This is a genomic window from Rubrivirga halophila, assembly GCF_046845755.1.
Lineage (GTDB): Bacteria > Bacteroidota > Rhodothermia > Rhodothermales > Rubricoccaceae > Rubrivirga.
Genome location: NZ_CP177357.1, coordinates 3116392 through 3134220, shown reverse-complemented (window position 1 = coordinate 3134220; position 17829 = coordinate 3116392). Strand labels below are relative to the sequence as shown.

The window sequence follows — 17829 nt, the reverse complement described above, 5'->3', positions numbered from 1 at the left end:
ACTAGAGGATGAGGCGGCCGACGGCGGCGCCGATCGTGGCGGGGAGGGCGAGGTAGACGATCATACACATGGCCGGCGCGAGCCCGACGCCGTCGAACCGCCCGACGCCCCACAGCAGGCCGATCGAGGCGAGGATCCCGATGGCGTACGTCACGGCCGCGTCGCCGAGCGGGCCGCCGGCGTAGATGCACCCGGCCTCCATCCGCTCCGCCCCCTTAAAGCTGAAGTAGCTCATCACGCCGAGCGCGAGCGCGAACGTGAGCATCGCCGTCACGACGACCGCCCACGGCGGCGCCTCCAGCGCGATCACGACGATCTCCAGCGTCGTGGCGAACCCGGAGACGATGAGGATGGCGCCGAGCCCGGAGTACGCGAACTCGTGGATCATCCCGCGCTGTTCCTCGCTGCCGCCGCCGCCGCCGCCGTCGTCGGGGTTCTGGCCGAGCTGCGCCGACCCGACCGCCACGCCGACCGCCGAGATCAGACCTTCGAGCACGATCCGGTTGACGGTCACCTCGAGCGAGAGCGACGGCGGGAGCTTGCCCAGCAGTTTGAGGACGACGGCGCCCACCACGAACCCGAGAAAGAGGATTTCCAGGGCCTCCAGCACCTCCTCCCCCAGCGAGTCCGTGTCGTGGATCCCCGCGTAGTGGGCGTAGGCCACCAGGAGGCCAAACGTGACGAGGGTGGCCACGATCAGCACGTGGGGCTGGGCGATAAAGCTCTGCCACCAGACCTCGCTGGTGTACAGCGGCGCAAGCGCGAAGAGCAGCCCGCCCACCAGGCCCCGGCCGTATCCCTTGAGCGTTTGGGAAAGGCTCCGCGTGGCGCCGGTCGAGTCGTCGGACATGGAGGGGGAGGGCGGTGAAAGCGTCCCCACGGTACGGCAGCGGCGGGGATCCGCGCCGCCGGCCGGTTGGGGGCCGCCCTGACGGCGACCGGTCGGTCCGCCCTAGGTCGGCGCCGGAGCGGGCGGGGTAGCCCCGCTGCCGCTCCGGTGCGCCGCCATCTGGGCCTCGATCCGGGCGACGCAGAGTTGGTCTCGAGAACGTGCCTTCAACTAGGTGGGTCGTCGTCCGGGGCGTCGTCGCTGGGCGCGGGTCGGCCCGTTGATCGGCTCAGCGTCAACGCGTGTGAGGCGCCAGCAGCAGAGCTGGCCGTCCGCGTCGAGCTGTAACGTAGACCGACCCACCTCTGCGCGCCGCCTGCGCGGGGCAGGGCTGCTTCGCGGTCAGCCCGCTGACTCGTCGCCGCGAGAGGTAGCCCCGGTCGGGTCCGCGGCCGTCCGCTGGACGGGCGTGCTGCCGTCGGGGAAGAACGCGAGCGCAGCCGAGTTCATGCAGTAGCGGCGGCCCGTCGGGGGCGGACCGTCGGGGAAGACGTGGCCGAGGTGGCCGTCGCACCGCGCGCACCGCGTCTCGATCCGGACCATCCCGAGCGACCGGTCCTCGATGTCGGTGATGTGGGCGGCGGCGATGGGCTGGAAGAAGCTGGGCCAGCCGGTGCCGGACTCGAACTTGGCCCCGCTCTCGAAGAGCGGCAGCCCGCACAGGTTGCAGGCGTACGTGCCGACCTCCTTGGTGTGGAGGAGGAGCCCGCAGCCGGGCCGCTCCGTCCCGTGGTCGAGCAAGATGCGGCGCTCCTCGGCGGTCAGGCCGGCGGCCTTGGCGGCGCGCTCGCGGGCCTCGCCGCGGAGCGGGGTGAGGTCGTAGCCGGCGGCCGAGCGGGTGGGGGTCTCCATGAATCCGGGGGAAGGGGGGCGTCGAACCAACGAGCGCCGACGGCGATCCGGGCTAGGCCGCCATCTGGGCCTCGATCTGGGCGATCGAGTCCCGCAGTTCGGCGGCCTTCTCGAACTCGAGGTTCTCGGCCGCCGCGTCCATCTCGCGCGTGAGCTGGGCGATGAGGTCCGTCTTCTGGTCGTCGGTGAGGTACTTCACGACCGGGTCGGCCACCTTGGGCAGCTGCTCCGGGCCGGCGTAATACGTCACGGCCTGCTTGGCGCGGCGCTCGTCTTGGTCGGCCTTGTGGTCGGCGATCGCCGTGCCCTGGCGGACCTCGTCGATCGACTTGGTGACCGTCGTCGGCGTGATGCCGTGCTCCTCGTTGTAGGCCCGCTGGATGACGCGGCGGCGCTCGGTCTCGTCCATCATGCGCGCCATCGAGTCGGTCACCTTGTCGGCGTAGAGGACCACGAGCGCGTCGGCGTTGCGGGCCGCGCGGCCGGCGGTCTGGATGAGCGACCGCTCCGACCGCAGGAAGCCCTCCTTGTCGGCGTCGAGAATGGCGACCAGGTTGACCTCGGGGAGGTCGAGCCCTTCGCGCAACAGGTTGATGCCGACGAGCACGTCAAACTCGCCCAGCCGCAGATCGCGCAGGATGTCGACCCGTTCGAGCGCGTCGATGTCGGAGTGGAGGTAGCGGACGCGGACGCCGAAGCTGTCGAGGTAGTCGGTCAGGTCCTCGGCCATCCGCTTGGTCAGCGTCGTCACCAAGACGCGGCCGCCGGCCGTGACGCGGTCGCGGATCTCGCCGAGCAGGTCGTCGATCTGGCCCTCGACGGGGCGGACCTCGACGTCCGGGTCGATGATGCCGGTCGGGCGGATGATCTGCTCGACCACGACGCCGCCGGAGGCCTCGAGCTCGTAGTCGGCGGGCGTGGCCGAGACGAAGGTGACGGCGTGGTGGAATTGCTCGAACTCCTCGAACGTGAGCGGCCGGTTGTCCATCGCCGACGGCAGCCGGAAGCCGTGCTCGACCAAGTTCAGCTTGCGGGCGCGGTCGCCGTTGTACATCCCGCGGATCTGGGGGACTGAGACGTGGCTCTCGTCGATGACGATCTGCCAGTCGTCGCCGTGGTTTTTCTGGAAGTAGTCGAGCAGGCAGTATGGGCGCGTGCCCGGCTCGCGGCCGTCCATGTGGCGGGAGTAGTTCTCGATGCCCGAGCAGTAGCCGATCTCCTTGATCATCTCCAAGTCGAAGAGGGTCCGCTGCTCGATCCGCTGGGCGGCGATGTCGTTGCCCTCGTTGCGCAGGATCGCCAGCCGCCAGCGGAGCTCCTCCTGGATCCCCGCGATCGCCCGGTCGACCTGGTCTTTGGGTGTCACGAAGTGCTTGGCCGGGTAGATCGTCAGCGTGTCGGACTCGAGCGCGAGCTCGTCGCCGGTGACGGGGTTGATGCGGGCGACGCGCTCGACCTCGTTGCCCCAGAACACGACGCGGTAGGCCTGGTCCTCGAGATACGCCGGGAAGATCTCGACGACGTCGCCGCGGACGCGGAAGGTGCCGGGCGTAAAGTCGACGTCGTTGCGGTTGTAGAAGACGTGGACCAGCTCGAGGAGCAGCTCGTCGCGGTCGCGCTCCTGGCCGGGCGTGATCTGGACGAGCCGCTTTTTGTACTCGTCGGGGTTGCCGAGCCCGTAGATGCACGACACCGACGCGACGATCACCACGTCCTTGCGGCCGGACACGAGGGCGGACGTGGCCCGCAGGCGGAGCCGGTCGATCTCCTCGTTGATCGCCATGTCCTTCTCGATGTACGTGTCCGACGAGACGATGTAGGCCTCGGGCTGGTAGTAGTCGTAGTACGAAATAAAGAACTCGACGGCGTTCTCGGGGAAGAACTGCCGGAACTCGGCGTAGAGCTGGGCCGCCAGCGTCTTGTTGTGCGAGATCACGAGCGTCGGCTTGCCGACATTTCGGATCACGTTCGCCATCGTGTACGTCTTGCCCGTTCCTGTGGCGCCCAGGAGCGTCTGGTACGGGTCGCCCCGGAAGAGCCCCTCGGTGAGCTCCGCGATCGCGCGCGGCTGGTCGCCCATGGGCGTGAACGCCGTCGAGAGCTTGAAGGGCGAGTGGATGCGCTGGATCTGGGCCATGTCTCGGGGGAGGGCAGCCGGGGAACGTCGGCACACCGAGTGACGACGGTGTGTCGCACGGTCCAACCCGACGGGGTGCGCAGCGGTTCGCTAGGGCGTCGGGGCGCCGACCTCGGGGAGCGGACCGCCGGTCGCCAGCGCTCGGAGCCAGTCGGTGAGCGCGGCCCCGCCGGCGGTGCGGTCGAAGAGGTCCGGGCTGAGCAGGCTCGTGTGCCCCTCGCCCGGGGGCACGAACAGCGCCGCCGCGTCTGTAGGGAGCGCGTCGCGGACGCTCTGGAGCCCGGCGGCATAGGCGGCCGGCGCCAGCCTGCACGACGCCCCGCGCGTGTCGGCGCACTCGGGTCCGACGGCGCCGTACAGGGCGCGCAGCGCGACGTCGTTCTGAAACGCCACCACGCCGAACCGGCGGTCGGGATAGCGTCGCGTCCAGAAGGGGAGCACGGCGCCCAGGCCGGGGCCGCGGTCGGGGTCGCAGTCGAGGCACCCGGCGGGGAGGGCGAGCCCCCACAGGTCGACCCAGCGGCGCTGGAGGGCCGGGGCGAAGGCGGCGGAGTCGAGCGGGATCGGGCCGCCGTCGGCCACGAGGTGGACCGGCGCGGGCGCCAGCGCGCTCGCGGCGCGGCCGACCGACAGCGTCGCCCCGATGCCGCCGGCGCTCACGCCCGCCAGCACGACGGTCGCGGCCTGGCGGGCGGCCGGGCCGATCTGGCCGAGCACGGCGTCGAGGTTGGCGGCCCCGGCGAACCGCTGGGTGCCGTCGACGCCCGGGACCGCGGCGTCGCGGGTGCCCGCGTGGAGGTCGCCGGTGCAGTACGGCACCACGACGACGTTCCAGCCCGCGAACGGGTTGTCAGCGCGGTCGGCGAAGACGGCGTTCCCGTCCAATCGGTCCACGAACGCGGCGGCGTCGGCGCGCGAGAAGGCGGCGCGGTTGCGGCCGCACGTCTCGGGCGTGGCGCACGTCCCGCCGCCCTGGAGCAGGATCAGCAGCTCGCGCGAGCCTGGGGCGGGGCGCACCATCGCGCCGGTCGGCGAGCCGTCGCGGCAGCGCATACCGGGCCGCGTCCACGCCCAATTCCCAGCGAGGCCGTCGGCGTCGCTCAGGAACGCGGCGCCGTCGAACAGGCCGTCGGGGGCGGGCGGTGGGTCGGCGGTGTCGCAGGCGGCGAGCGCGAGCGCGAGCAGGAGGAGCGCGCGCCTCACTGCGCCCCCACGGATCGGGCCGTGCCCGCCGAGAGGCCCGCCAGCCAGTCGGTCAGGCGGACGCCGTCGCTGGACAGCTCGTCCAGCCCGACCGTGAGCAGCGCTGAGTGGCCGTCGCCCGGGAGGATGAACAGGCCGGCGTTGGGGAGCCCAGCGAACGTGTCGTCAAGCGCGTCGAGCCCCTCACGGTACGTCGCGGCCGGGAGCCGGCAGGCGGGGTCGCCGTAGCGCGAGCAGCCGGGGGCGACGGCGCTGGCGAGGTTGCGGATGGCCCGGTCCTCGGCGTGGGCGACGAGCCCGAAGGCGTGGCCCGGGTGCCGCCGGGCGAGGTGCGGGATGAGCGCCGCGAGCCCCTCGGCGTCAGGCGCGCACGCGGCGCAGTCGGCCGGGAGCGCGAGCCCGAACACGTCCGCGAAGGCGCGCTGGAGCGCGACGGACAAGGCGAGGGCGGGGAGCAGCGGGCCCGCGTCGTCGACGAGGTGGACCGGCGCCGGCGCCAGCGCTCGGGCGGCGCGGTCGTAGGCGGGGGCGGCGCCGTAGCCGCCGGCGCTCGATCCGGCCAGTAGCACCGCCTCGGCCCGGCCGGCGGCCGGCGCGAGCAGGCCGAGGACGGCGTCGAGGTTGGCAGCGCCCGCAAACTGCTGGCGGCCGTCGACGCCCGGGATGGTGCTCGCGCGCGTGCCCGCGTGGAGGTCGCCGGTGCAGTACGGGACGAAGACCGCGTTCCAGTCGGCGAACGGCGCGCCGTCGCGGTCGGAGAGCGCCGGGCGGTCGGCCATCCGGTCGAGGGTGCGGGCGAAGTCGTCGGCGCCGTAGCTCGCGCGGTTCTTGGCGCACGTCTCGGGCGTCAGGCACAGGCCGCCGCCCTGAAACAGCACCACGATGCGCCGCGAGCCCGCGACCCGCCGCACGCCGACGCCGGTCGCCGAGCCGTCGCGGCATCGCATGCCGGGGACGTCGCGCCACGCCCAGTCGCGGTCGGGCATCTCAGCCAGCGGACCCCCGTCGAGCGCGCCGTCGGTCGGCTCGGGCTCGCACCCGGCGAGGGCGGCGAGCACGAGGCACGCGAACAGGGGGGCGGCGCGGGCGGTCATCGCGACCAACCTAGCGCCGCCCCCCCGGGCCGTCGGCACTGAGCACTAGCGCGCCGCCAGCGGGCCGCGCGTCGCGGCGCCCGGGTCCACGGTCGTCGGGGTGCCCGCCAGGAGGCCGGCGAACCAGTCGTCGAAGGCGACGCCAGCCGAGGCGCCCATGTAGCGGCTCGGGACGAGCAGGATCGTGTGGGCGTCGCCCTCGACGAAGTACGTGCCCCACCGCGCGTCGAGCCGGCCGCGGACGTCGCGCAAGCCGGCGGCGTACTCCTCGTCTGTGATCACGTTGCCGGGGGCTTGCCCGACGCCGAAGAACGTCTGGATGGTGTCGTCGCCGAGCGAGCTCGCGAGCCCGAACGTGGCGGTCGGGTACTGCGTCGCGTAGTAGTTGTAGACGCCCGGGAGCGCGTCCGGGGCGAACAGCGCCGCGCCGCCGGGGATCGCCGCCGACAGGTTGTAGAGGCCCGTGACCTGCGCCGCGAGCTGCGGGCTGAAGACGTTGTCCGCGAAAAAGAGCGGGCCCGAGTCGTCGACCAGGACGAGGTCGGACTGGGTGAACGTCGAGGCGACCTCGTCGAAGTTGAGCAGCGTCCCGAAGCCGCCGGCGCTGGCGCCAGTCAAGACCACCTGGCCCGGCGTCGGCAGGCCGTCCGCCAGCAGGTCCAGGGCGCGCTCGACGTTCTGGTGGCCGACGAACTGCTGGGCCCCGAGGCTCGTGCCGAACTGGGCGTCGATGAGCGTGTTGTTGGGGAAGCTCCCGCCGTGGAGGTCGCCCGTGCAGTACGGCACGTAGACCATGTTGTAGGCGCCGACGGGGTTGTCGGCGCCGGTGCGGAACAGGCCCGCATCCCCGACCTGCCCGATCCGGCTGGTGAACTGGGCCTCCCCGAACGTCGAGGGGTTCGTAGCGCACGTCGCGCCGTTGAAGCAGGCGCCGCCGCCTTCGAGGTAGATCACGAGGTCATCGGCGCCCTCCTGGAGGCGGACGCCGATGCCCGTCGCAGAGCCGTCGCGGCACACGCTGCCCTCGACGTCGATAAAGGTCCACTGCCCGAGGTTGGCTTGGGCCTCGGCGAGCGGGCCGTCGATCTCGGGCTCGCTGGAGTCGCAGGCGGGGAGGGCAAAGAGGGCGGCCACCAGAGCGGCGGCGGTCAACAGTCGGGCGGTCATCTGCAAAGGAAGAGGAAGGGGCCGAACCTAGTCATTCGCTGAACGGTGTTAAGGGGGAATCCCCTGGTTTCCGGCCACCCTCGCTTGTGACGTACTGGCTCTGGTCTCTCTCGCCCGACGTGTTCCCCTCGGCCGTCCGGGCGGGGACGTTCGCGCTCCGTCGGCAAGGCCGGGCGCGGCTGGCAGACGTCCGCCCCGGCGACCGCATCGTGGCCTACCTCTCGGGCGTCCAGGCGTTCGCAGGCGTGTTCGAGGCGGTCGGGGCGCCATTCGAAGACACGACGGCGCTGGCGCCGGGCCGCCACCTGCCCCACCGGCTCCGCGTTCGGCCCCGCGCCGTGCTCCCGGCCGAGGGGTTCGTCCAGAAGGCCGCCGTCGTCGAGCACCTCGCCGTGCTCGACGCCTACGACGAGCCGACCGCCGGAGCGCGGTTCCGGCGTGTCGTTCAGCAGGTGCTCCACCCGCTCCCGCCGATCGACGGGAAGGTGCTGGAGTTCATGGTGCAGGCCCGGCTCGGAGCCGACCCCGAGGCGCTGCTGGCGGCGGTCGAGGCCGTCCGCGACGCCCGCGACTCCACCCGCAGCCGTCCCCAGGCGCCCGCCGTGGCGACGGCGTCCGCAGTCGCCGAGGAGCCGGTCGGGTATGCGCCAGCGGAGGACTTCGACCGTGCGGAGGCGGTCGGGCGGTTGATCGACGCCGTCGCCGCGCGCGGCTTCCGGTTCGACCCGTTCGAGGTCGCGGCGTACGTGACCGCGCTCCGCACCAAGCCCTTCGTGCTGCTGGCGGGCGTGACGGGCGTGGGCAAAAGTCGCCTGCCCGTCCTCGTCGCCGAGGCGACGCAGGGCGCGGCGACAGTCCTGCCGGTCCGCCCCGACTGGACGAGCCCCGCAGAGACCATGGGGTACACGGATCTCCAGGGCCGCTTCCGCCCCGGCCTCGTGCTCCGCGCCGCTCGCGCCGCCACCGAGGCCCCGGACCGGTTCCACACGCTCGTGCTCGACGAGATGAATCTGGGGCGCCCGGAGCACTATCTCGCGGATGTGCTGAGCCGGATCGAAGCGCGTGCTCCCGCGCCCGGCGGCTACGAGAGCGAGCCGCTGCTGAGCGAGACGCTCGCGTCCGCCGACGCGGCGTGGCAGGCCGTCCGGTTCCCGCCGTCTCTGGGGGTCGTCGGGACCGTCAACGTGGACGAGAGCGCGCACGCGTTCAGCCGCAAGGTGCTCGACCGCGCGTTCGTGATCGAGCTGGCCGCCCGCGACTTGGCGGACTGGCAGGCCCCGGTCGGCGCCGTGCCCGTCGATCCGTGGCCCGCGTCGGCGTGGGCGCCGCGAGCGGTCCGGCTCGGAGAGGTGTCCGGGCTATCCCAGGGCGGTCGGCAGGTCGTCGAGCGAGCCGTCGGGGCCGTCGCCGAGGCGGCGGAGCGGCTGGCCCCGTCGGCGGGCGTCGGGTACCGGGCGCGCGACGAGATCGCGCTGTTCGCGCTCCACGCCGCCGAGACGCCCGACGCCTTCCGCGACGCGAGCGGGCCCGTCGACCCGCTCGACCTCGCCCTCTTGACCAAGCTCGTCCCCCGCCTCGACGGCGCTCGGGCGGCCGACCGAGCCGCCGCGTTCGACCTCTTGGCGTGGGCCGCCGGCCGGTCCTCCGCCCGCGCAGGCGACACCCAGGCTCTCGTTGACGACTGGGTCGCCGACGGCCGCCCGGCCGTGCTCCCCGACGCCCGCTTTCCCCGGACCGCCGCGCGGCTGGCTCGCATCGCCGAAGGCGCCCTCGACGACGGTGTCGCCTCGTTCTGGAGCTAACAGACTGTTTGTGGAATGGCGCGGACTCATTACGGCGTCCCCTCTCCCACCGGGGGAGGGACAGGGTGAGGGGTGTAGGGCCATGGAGGCGACATTCGAGCACCGCCGTATGGATCCCCGCCTTCGAGGGGATGACTCATTTGAGGGGGATGAGCTACCCGGACGTCTCTAAGCCTCGTCCGGCGGGGCGTACGCCTGGCTGAGGTCGCCGAACGCGTCGCGCATCGCCGCTCGGATCTGATCCGCCGTGCCCACGAAGTCGGCGGCGGAGTCGCTGGTGGCGGGGTCCACGGGGAGCGCGAGGTCGAGCACCAGGTCTTGCCCGTCTCCGCGCGCCGTAGCTCCGAGCCGCAGCATCCAGGCCGTCATCCGGTCGTTCTCGCGCCCCACGACGCCCCGCAGCGTGCCGATCCCGACGGCCGGCGCGACGACCGCGAGCACCGCCAGCAGAAGCTGCCCCACACCGAGCCCCTGCGCCGTATCGAGGACGGTAAGGGAAAACTCGGCCACGTCGCCGTCAGGCTCCAGGCGCACGAACCGGCCAACGCCGAAGCCGGGCGACGACGGGTCCGTCAGGTCGAGCGCGCCCCAGGCGACGTGGTCGTGCCCGTCGACATCGGTGAGGTACGCGAGCTGCGCCTCGCTGAGCGACGACACGGACCCGAGAAACCGAAGCCGCCGCGAGTCCGGAGAGAGCCGGTCGAAGCCGTCCGCGAGCCGGTGGCGGTCGGCCGCGACGACCGGGCGGAGCGCCACAGGTCGGCCGTCGCGCAGCGTCATCCGGAGGACGGGCGGGTCGGGCACGGGCGGCGTCGGTGGGGGCGGTAGCATACGGTGTGCAGACGCTGTTCACCCTCGAGACGCCCGACGTCCGCCTCACCTGGAGCGGGCCAGGGGGAGCGCGCGCCGGCGTGGAGCCGCTCCGCGTGGAGGCCGGGGCCGACCGGCTGGTCGTGGCGCCTGAGGCGGCCGTGTGGCTGGCGGAGGAGACGGCGTACCCGGTGCTCGTCCAGAGCCTGCGGGGTGCGCCCGTGTCGCTGGCGCACCGGGACCCGGTCGTCACCGGCGGGCTGGTCTCCGCGGACGGCGGGCGCGTGCTCCACGGCCGCGTCCGGTTCGGTTCGCAAGCCGGCCGGGCCCGGTTCGAGATCCAGGTCGGGAACAGGGTCGAGGTCGCGTTCTCGGTGTCCGTGCTCCCGACGAAATTGGAGGAGACAGAGGTCACCCGGATGCGGGCCGAAGTAGAAGCCGCCGCCGCCGGCCTGTCTGTCGCGGCGATCCGCCCGACGACGCGCGGAGTCGACGCCGGACCCGCTGCTCCCTCCGTGCCCGTGTGGCTGGCCGCCCTCCGTCAGTCGGTGGCCGATCTGACCCGTGCGGTGCGCGCCATCGACCGGCGGCCGGCGCTTGATCTGATCGAGACTGTCGAAAATATGAGGCCTGGACAGATTTTGAGGCCGTCGGCCGAGACGCGCGCGGCGGTACGTCGGTGCGGGCTCGATGTGGACGGGCTGCCCGCTGGCGTCGCCCGGTTCACCGTCGACACGCCCTCTCATCGCTGGCTGGCGGGTCGGGTCGCGGGCGTCGTGCGGGAACTGCGAGCGCTCGAACGGGCTGAGGCGCTGCGCCGGCCGAGTCTGCGCCGGGGCGTGCTCCGGGCCGAGGTCGGCACCCTGGCACAGCAGCTGGAGTCCCTGGCGAAGGTCCCGGTGCTAGCACCGGCGGGAGCACGTGCGCCATCGGTGCCGCCCCTGGTGCTCCGAAGGCGCCCTGCGTACGCGGCCGCCTTCGACGCGCTTCGGCGTCTCGACCACGGGCTGGCGCTCCGCAAGGGTGCGCTCGACGTGGCGATGCAGGACCTCGCCGTCCTCTACGAAACGTGGGCCGCGCTGGCGGTCGTGCGGTCGGTCGCGGGAGCCCTCGGTGTCGGGCCACCGGCCCGGCCGTTTGGCATTGACGTCCGTGGGGCCGACGTGCGGCTGCGTCGGGGACGGGCGCACGCGGTCCGGCTGAAAGGCGATGGCGTGGCTGTCGAGATCGTCAACACGCCGCGCTTCCCGGCGCCGCCCGCGCTGCTGGCGCAGCGGCCCGACCTGCTGCTCACCGTTCGCCGCGATGGCGAGGTCCGCCGGGTCGTGCTCGACGCGAAGTACCGCCGCGACGACTCGGCGGAGTATCGCCGCCGCCACGGCGCCTCCGGGCCGCCCGAGGACGCGCTCGGCACGCTCCACCGCTACCGCGACGCCATTCCGGGCGAGGTCGCGCTCGCCGCCGCGCTCTTCCCAGGCACGCCGGACGGCCCGTTCTACGGCTCGCGCCTGTGGACGAGCCTCGACACGCTCGGAGTCGGCGCCGTCCCGCTCCGGCCGGGCGCGACCGACGCGCTCGACCGGCTGATTACCGGCTTTGTCGGGTAGCCTCGCGCGCCGCGATCGCCGCCATTCGGACGACGTCCGTTGAGAGCACGTCCGCGCCGGTCGCCAGAATCGGAGCGTACGGGGCCGGGGAGGCCGTTGCGGACGCCGCCGCGTCGATGGCGCCGAACGCGCCGGCTTGTGCCCGGATGCCGGCCGCGTGGAGCCGCAGGACCACGCCGGGGTCGGGGACGCCGACGCCCGTCCACGCGATCACGCGGCCGGGGTCAATGGGCGCCGCCAGCAGGGCGTCCACATCCGCAGGCGTCTCGGCGGTCGCGGAGACGACCACGTCGGGCGCAAGCGCGAATAGGCGCTGGTGGTCCGCCAGCGAGTACGTGATGACGCCGACCCGGTCGGCCGCGTCGTGCTGGCGAATCGCGGCCACGAGCTCGTTGTACGGCACGTCGGGCTTGACGTCGAGCAGGAGCACGGCCCGGCCGTCGGCCCACGCGAGCGCCTCGGCGAGCGTGGGGACGCGGAACGAGGTGACGACGGAGTCGGCGACGAGCCGCAAGGTGCGGATCTGGGCGAACGTCGTCGCGTCGACGCGGCCGGTGCCCGTCGTCGTCCGATCGAGCGTCTCGTCGTGCATCAGGACCAGGACGCCGTCGGCCGTCCGCCGCACGTCGGTCTCGATGAGCGCGGGCGCGTGGTTGAGCGCGTACTCGAACGTCTCGACCGAGTTTTCGGGCAGGCCGTGGACCGGCGCGCCGCGGTGGGCGCTCACCCAGACCGGCGCGCCCGGGCGCCAGCGCAGGCCCGCTGCCAAGTCGGCCGCCGAGTCGTAGTCGCGGTAGTGGACTGACGAGACGGGGACGGCGACGCGGTCGGCGGGGCGCTCGTCGAGGGTGAGGGGGCGCGGGCCGCCGCACGCCGCCAGGGCGACCGCGAGCAGGAAGACGAGTCGGGTCATTCGGAGGCGGCGGCGACGCCGTACTTGAGGCGGGCGAGGACGCCGGCGAACCCGCGCTGGCGCTGCGGCCCCAGGAGCGGGGCGATGCCGAGCTGGCGGAGCAGGTCGTCGGGGATGGCGGCGACCTCGTCGGGGGTGGCCCCGTTGTAGGCGTCCATCAAGATGGCCACGAGCGCGCGCTGGGTCGGCGCGTGGCCGGGGATGTCGGCCCAGAGCTGGACGCGGCCGTCCTCGACCTCGGGGAAAAAGTAGACCTCGGCCTGGCACTCGTGGACGCGCCCGAGCCCGGCGTCGCGGGCGGCCTGGTAGCGCTGGGGGAGCGGCGGGAACTGGCGGGCGTGCTCGAGGAGCAGCTCCACCTGCAGGTCTCGCGGGACGGCCGACAGCTCGTCGGCGATCTCTTGGAGGCGGGCGTTCATCGGGGATGAAGAGGGAGAGAGGCTGAGGGCAGACGCCAGCGGGGAGGCGAGGGGCCGGATCTCGACCGGCGCTAGTCCTCGTCGGGCATGCCCTTCTCGATGGGCACGCCGACCAAGTTGCCCCACTCGGTCCACGAGCCGTCGTAGTTGCGGACGTCCTCGAACCCCAGGAGGTAGCGGAGCACGAACCACGTGTGGCTGGACCGCTCGCCGATCCGGCAGTACGCGATCGTCTCGTCGCGCGGGTCCAGGCCCTGCTCCTCGAGGTAGATGGCCGCCAGCTCGTCGCGGCTCTTGAAGGTGCCGTCGGAGTTCGCGGCGCGGCTCCAGGGCACGTTCGAGGCGCCCGGGATGTGGCCGGCGCGCAGGGCCGCCTCGGCGCCGGGGTCGTGGGGCGCGTGCGAGATCTCGCCGATGAACTCCTGGGGCGACCGCACGTCGACCATCGGCCCGCCCTTCTTGAGGTGCGCGAGGACGTCGTCGCGGAAGGCGCGGACGGAGGGGTCGGGGTCGGCGCCCTCATAGTCCGTGCTCGCGTAGGCGGGCACGGTCGTCGTCATCGCCCGCCCCTCGGCCTCCCACTTGGCGCGGCCGCCGTCCATCACCCGGCAGTCGGCGTGGCCGTACATGGTGAAGGTCCAGAAGGCGTAGGTCGCCCACCAGTTCGACTTGTCGCCGTAGAAGACGAGCGTCGTGTCGGGCCGGACGCCGAGCCGGGAGCACAGGGCCTCGAACTGGCGCTGGCTGATGTAGTCGCGGACGTCGGGGTCCTGGAGGTCCGTCTGCCAATCGACGTGGACGGCGTTGTGGAGGTGGCCCGTCGCGTAGAGCAGCACGTCCTCGTTCGATTCGATGACGCGGACGCGGTCGGTGTCCGCGAGGTGCTTGGCGACCCAGTCGGTAGAGACGAGGACCTCGGGGTGGGCGAAATCGGGCATGGGGGGCCGGGGCGGCGGATGGGGAGGCGGGGGTACGCGCCCCAGTGCGGGGCGGTCCGGGCTATTGCGCGCCGTGGGCTCTTCATCGGGTCTCCCCATGGGGTGGCTCGCCGCGGCGTGCGCGGCCCTAGGCCCGATCCGGACGGCGCCGTCAGGCGGAGGGAGGGGCGCGGGGTAGGGGGACGCCCGGGTGCCTTGACTCTGTTTTTCAGACCCGGCTATATTCGAGCCGTCGCTTAACACGCCCTTAACCCAAGGCCCGCCCGCTCAGGTTGTCACTGTCCTCGCTTATTCAGGACCAGCCAAGCGCGCGTGGGCGCGTGGGGGCGACGCGCGACCGAGAGGTCGCCAGGGCCGCACTGCGGCGTCAAGCCCGAGACCAGGGCTCCGGAGCCCGCTCCGGACACCACACACCGCCCGGCCCCCTCGGGCTACGGCACCCCTCGACAAGCGTCGCTCTCGACGCACCTTCACCCCGGGCCTCTGGCGCTCGGGCCCACACACCACCCTTCAGGAGGTAGCAATGTTTCGTTCACTGAGCACCGCCGTGCTCTTGCTGCTCTTCGCCCTCCCGGGCGTCGCAGCGGCACAGAACACAGGCAAGCTGTCTGGTCAGGTGACCGACGCTGAAACCGGTGACCCGCTCATCGGTGCCAACGTCTTTCTCGCCGACATCCAGCGCGGCGCCGCGACTGACATCGACGGCAATTACACGATCCTCGGCATCCCCGTCGGTCAGTACGACATCCAGTATTCCTACACGGGGTACCAGACGGAGACGCTGACCGGCGTCGAGATCTCGCAGGGCCGGACCCGCAACGTCGACATCGCGCTCTCGGGCGCGTCGATCGGCGAGGTCGTCGTCGAGTACGAGCGGCCGCTCATCCAGCGCGACGCCATCGGCGTCCCGAAGGTGGTCACCGGCGCCGACATCCAGAACCTCCCGGTTCGCGGCGTGTCCAGCGTCGCCGCCATCCAGGCCGGCGTCGTTTCGAACGACGGCTCGGGCACGCTCAACATCCGCGGCGGTCGCGGGGAGGAGGTCGACTACTACGTCGACGGTGTCAAGGTGGTCGGGTCGGTCGGCGTGCCGCAGCAGGCCATCGCCGAGCAGGAGATGCTCATCGGCACGATCCCGCCGCAGTACGGCGACGCGACGGCCGGCGTGATCTCGATCTCGACGCGGTCCGGGGGCAACAGCTTCTTCGGCGCCGCCGAGGCGATCACGTCCTACGGGCTCGACTCGTTCGGCTACAACCTCGGGTCGCTCTCGATCGGCGGCCCGCTCGTGCGCGACCGCGTGAGCTTCTTCGCTTCCGTCCAGGGCACCTACCAGGAGGACGCCAGCCCGTGGGCCCGCGAGACGCTCCAGCTCAACGACGACATCTACAACGCGATCCAGCAGTCGCCGCAGGTCATCCGCATCGACCGCAACGCGGTCGACCAGAACGGGACCCCGGTCGATCTCGGGGGGCTGACCACCACCCCGCTCTTTGAGGACGACAACTTCGTCTACGTCCCGTTCCCGAGCGACCTCAGCTTCGCCGAGGGCTCGCTCACTCCGGACGAGCTCGGTGCTCTGCTGGGCCTCAACGGCGACCACCCCGGCGAGTACCTCGGCGGCGTCCGCCCGGCGGCCAGCCTCTTTAGCAGCGCCGACCAGTTCACGACGCGGACCGGCAAGGACGATCCGTCGAGCAACCTCTCGGCGACCGGCAACATCGAGCTCCGCCCGGTGACCGGCGTCAACCTCCGCTTGGGCGGCGGCTACGTGAACAACGAGAGCCGCGGCTTCAGCTACAGCCGTTCGCTGTTCAACCGCGAGACGTTCACGACCACGGAGGACGAGGTCTACCGTGGGTACGCCTCGCTGCGTCAGGTGCTCTCGAACACGGCGTTCTACCAGCTCCAGGCGGAGTTCTCGCGCCGCGACTTCGTGAACTACCCCGACGCGTTCGGCTCCGACATCCGCGACGTCCTCCGCTACGGCGACATCGACGACCCGGCCAACGCCGTGGCCGCTCGCTACGTCGGCCTGAGCACGTCGAGCGCCGACCAGGGCAACTACACCCGGCAGTTCAGCGACGGCAACCTCGGCATCCCGCCCTCGCTCGGGTTCACGTTCGCGGGCCCGGGCACGGCGAGCACCGGCTACCAGCAGTTCAACCAGGAGCAGTTCCGCGTCTTCGGCAACGCCCAGACGCAGGTCGGCGTCCACGAGCTCTCCTTCGGTGGTGAGTACGAGACGCGGACGGTCCGGAACTGGTCGATCGGCAATGGGTCCCGGACCTTCGCCCGCTGCTTCGACGACGGCAGCATCGAGACCAACTGTGTCGACTCGGACGGCGACGGCACGAACGACTCCGGCGTCACGTCGTACGACCAGCTCCCGTACTCCTTCGGCTTCGAGACGGGGACGAGCTACTACGGCTACGACTACCTGGGCCTCAACGAGGTCGACGACCAGGATGTCGACGCCTTCGCGGCCGGCACCAACCGCAACATCGCGCCCTACCGGCCGATCTACTACGGTGGCTTCGTCCGCGACCGCGTCGAGTACCGCGACATCGTGCTCGACCTCGGCGTCCGCGTCGACGTGTTCGACAACAACACGCTCGTCCTCAAGGACCCCTACGCGCTCGTCGACCTGTTCCGCGTCGAGGACCTCAGCGGCAACATCACCGACGCGCAGGGCAACGTCCTCGTGGAGGCGCCGTCGAGCATCCCGGGCAACATCGCCGGCGACTTCGCCTTCTACCAGCGCGACGGGGCCGTCATCGGCTACCGCGACTCGGAGGGCCAGTTCTACAACGCCAACGGGGAGGTCACCACTTCGGATGTGATCCGCCGTGCCGGCGCGCCGCTCGCCAAGTCGAGCGGCCTCACGGAGGGCGCGTTCCGGGACTACGACCCGGCCCTGACGATCATGCCCCGCATCGGCGTGACGTTCCCGATCACCGACCGTGCGCTCTTCTTCGCGTCCTTCAACGTGACGAGCCAGCGGCCGAGCGAGAACGCCTTCGCGACGATTCAGGACTACGACCAGGCCACGGGGACGATCTCGAACCCGAACCTCCGGCCCGAGACGACGACCCAGTACGAGCTCGGCTTCCGCCAGCGCGTGGGTCAGCAGGCCGCGCTGACGCTCTCCGGCTTCTACCGGACGCAGCGCAACAAGATCACGCTCCGGAACCTCGACGCGGCCTTCCCGAACGGGTACACGGGGTACACCAACCTCGACTTCTCGACGACGAAGGGCCTGGAGCTGGCCTTCGACCTGCGCCGGACGCGCAACCTGGCGCTGAACGCGAACTACACGCTCTCGTTCGCCGAGGGGACCGGGTCCGACTCGCGCACGGCGCGCATCATCGCCTGGCGCAGCCAGACCGGGGTCTTCCCGGAGACGCTCGCGCCGCTGGCGTTCGACCGCCGCCACAACCTGAACGTCTCGCTCGACTACCGCCTCGGTAGTGGAGAGGGCCCGATGGTCGGTGGGGTCTACCCGCTCGCCGGCTTCGGCTTCAACCTGCTCGGCGTGCTCCAGAGCGGCAGCCCGTACACGGAGCTGGACAACAAGGCCCTCGAGAGCCCCATCGGCCAGTCCACCAACGGTGGCGCGGTCGGGCAGGTCAACTCGGTGTACCTCCCGTTCACGAGCCGTCTCGACCTCAAGGTCGACCGGAACTTCAACCTCGGGCCGGCCGCCTTCCGTGGCTACGTCTGGGTTCAGAACCTGCTCAACCAGGACCAGGTGTACTCGGTCTACCGCGACACGGGCCTGTCGGACGACGACGGCTTCCTGGCCACCAACCCGGACGCCGTCCGGGCGCTCCCGACCGAGCTCGAGCGCGACGCGTTCCGGTTCCTGTACTCCCAGTACGTGGCCTCCCCGGTCGTGCTCGACGGCTTCGGTGTCAGCGGCGGCCAGTTCTATGGCCTCCCGCGCCGGATCCGTCTCGGCGTCACCCTCGACTTCTAAACGGGCTCTAGGAACTCTC

13 protein-coding genes are annotated in these 17829 nt (G+C 71.9%); 3 read left to right on the top strand and 10 right to left on the bottom strand.

Annotation, left to right across the window (positions count from 1 at the left end):
• Position 1 precedes the first annotated feature (1 nt).
• The 6 genes from ACLIRP_RS13665 to ACLIRP_RS13640 form a co-directional block, all read right to left on the bottom strand.
• A complete protein-coding gene (locus tag ACLIRP_RS13665; protein WP_412061019.1) occupies positions 2-850 on the bottom strand; it encodes a DUF2391 family protein in 849 nt (282 codons plus the stop codon).
• Between the two features lie 381 nt (positions 851-1231).
• Positions 1232-1741 carry a peptide-methionine (R)-S-oxide reductase MsrB gene (gene msrB, locus ACLIRP_RS13660; RefSeq protein ID WP_412061018.1) on the bottom strand — a complete coding sequence of 170 codons (510 nt, stop codon included), beginning with the start codon at positions 1739-1741 and terminating at the stop codon, positions 1232-1234.
• Between the two features lie 52 nt (positions 1742-1793).
• The gene (gene uvrB / locus ACLIRP_RS13655; protein ID WP_412061017.1) at positions 1794-3878 is read right to left on the bottom strand and encodes an excinuclease ABC subunit UvrB; all 2085 of its coding nucleotides are present in this window, start codon (positions 3876-3878) and stop codon (positions 1794-1796) included.
• Between the two features lie 90 nt (positions 3879-3968).
• Entirely contained in the window at positions 3969-5081 is a 1113-nt protein-coding gene (locus tag ACLIRP_RS13650) for a pectin acetylesterase-family hydrolase (RefSeq protein ID WP_412061016.1), read from the bottom strand.
• Positions 5078-6175, bottom strand: a complete 1098-nt coding sequence (locus ACLIRP_RS13645) for a pectin acetylesterase-family hydrolase (RefSeq protein ID WP_412061015.1) — start codon at positions 6173-6175, stop codon at positions 5078-5080. The genes ACLIRP_RS13650 and ACLIRP_RS13645 overlap by 4 nt, the downstream gene beginning before the upstream one ends.
• 45 nt (positions 6176-6220) lie before the next feature.
• A complete protein-coding gene (locus tag ACLIRP_RS13640; protein WP_412061014.1) occupies positions 6221-7342 on the bottom strand; it encodes a pectin acetylesterase-family hydrolase in 1122 nt (373 codons plus the stop codon).
• 86 nt (positions 7343-7428) lie between these two features.
• Between ACLIRP_RS13640 and ACLIRP_RS13635 the strand changes: the two genes are divergently transcribed.
• Positions 7429-9144: an AAA family ATPase gene (locus tag ACLIRP_RS13635; RefSeq protein ID WP_412061013.1), complete on the top strand. Its 1716-nt coding sequence runs from the start codon at positions 7429-7431 to the stop codon at positions 9142-9144.
• A gap of 168 nt (positions 9145-9312) precedes the next feature.
• Here ACLIRP_RS13635 and ACLIRP_RS13630 read toward each other — a convergent pair whose 3' ends face one another.
• Entirely contained in the window at positions 9313-9948 is a 636-nt protein-coding gene (locus tag ACLIRP_RS13630) for an N-acetyltransferase (protein WP_412061012.1), read from the bottom strand.
• 32 nt (positions 9949-9980) lie between these two features.
• Here ACLIRP_RS13630 and ACLIRP_RS13625 point away from each other — a divergent pair, with 32 nt between their 5' ends.
• Positions 9981-11561 (top strand): DUF2357 domain-containing protein, encoded by a 1581-nt coding sequence (locus tag ACLIRP_RS13625; protein ID WP_412061011.1) that lies wholly within the window; start codon positions 9981-9983, stop codon positions 11559-11561.
• Here the strand turns inward: ACLIRP_RS13625 and ACLIRP_RS13620 are convergent.
• From ACLIRP_RS13620 to ACLIRP_RS13610, 3 genes are all read right to left on the bottom strand, one after another.
• The gene (locus ACLIRP_RS13620) at positions 11542-12474 is read right to left on the bottom strand and encodes a glycerophosphodiester phosphodiesterase family protein (protein ID WP_412061010.1); all 933 of its coding nucleotides are present in this window, start codon (positions 12472-12474) and stop codon (positions 11542-11544) included. The genes ACLIRP_RS13625 and ACLIRP_RS13620 overlap by 20 nt on opposite strands.
• Positions 12471-12893, bottom strand: coding sequence for a SufE family protein (locus tag ACLIRP_RS13615; protein WP_412061009.1), 423 nt, complete (start codon positions 12891-12893; stop codon positions 12471-12473). The genes ACLIRP_RS13620 and ACLIRP_RS13615 overlap by 4 nt, the downstream gene beginning before the upstream one ends.
• Positions 12894-12964: 71 nt before the next feature.
• Positions 12965-13831, bottom strand: coding sequence for a sulfurtransferase (locus ACLIRP_RS13610; protein ID WP_412061008.1), 867 nt, complete (start codon positions 13829-13831; stop codon positions 12965-12967).
• Positions 13832-14378: 547 nt separating this feature from the next.
• Between ACLIRP_RS13610 and ACLIRP_RS13605 the strand changes: the two genes are divergently transcribed.
• Positions 14379-17810, top strand: coding sequence for a TonB-dependent receptor domain-containing protein (locus ACLIRP_RS13605; protein ID WP_412061007.1), 3432 nt, complete (start codon positions 14379-14381; stop codon positions 17808-17810).
• The last annotated feature ends 19 nt before the right edge of the window (positions 17811-17829 follow it).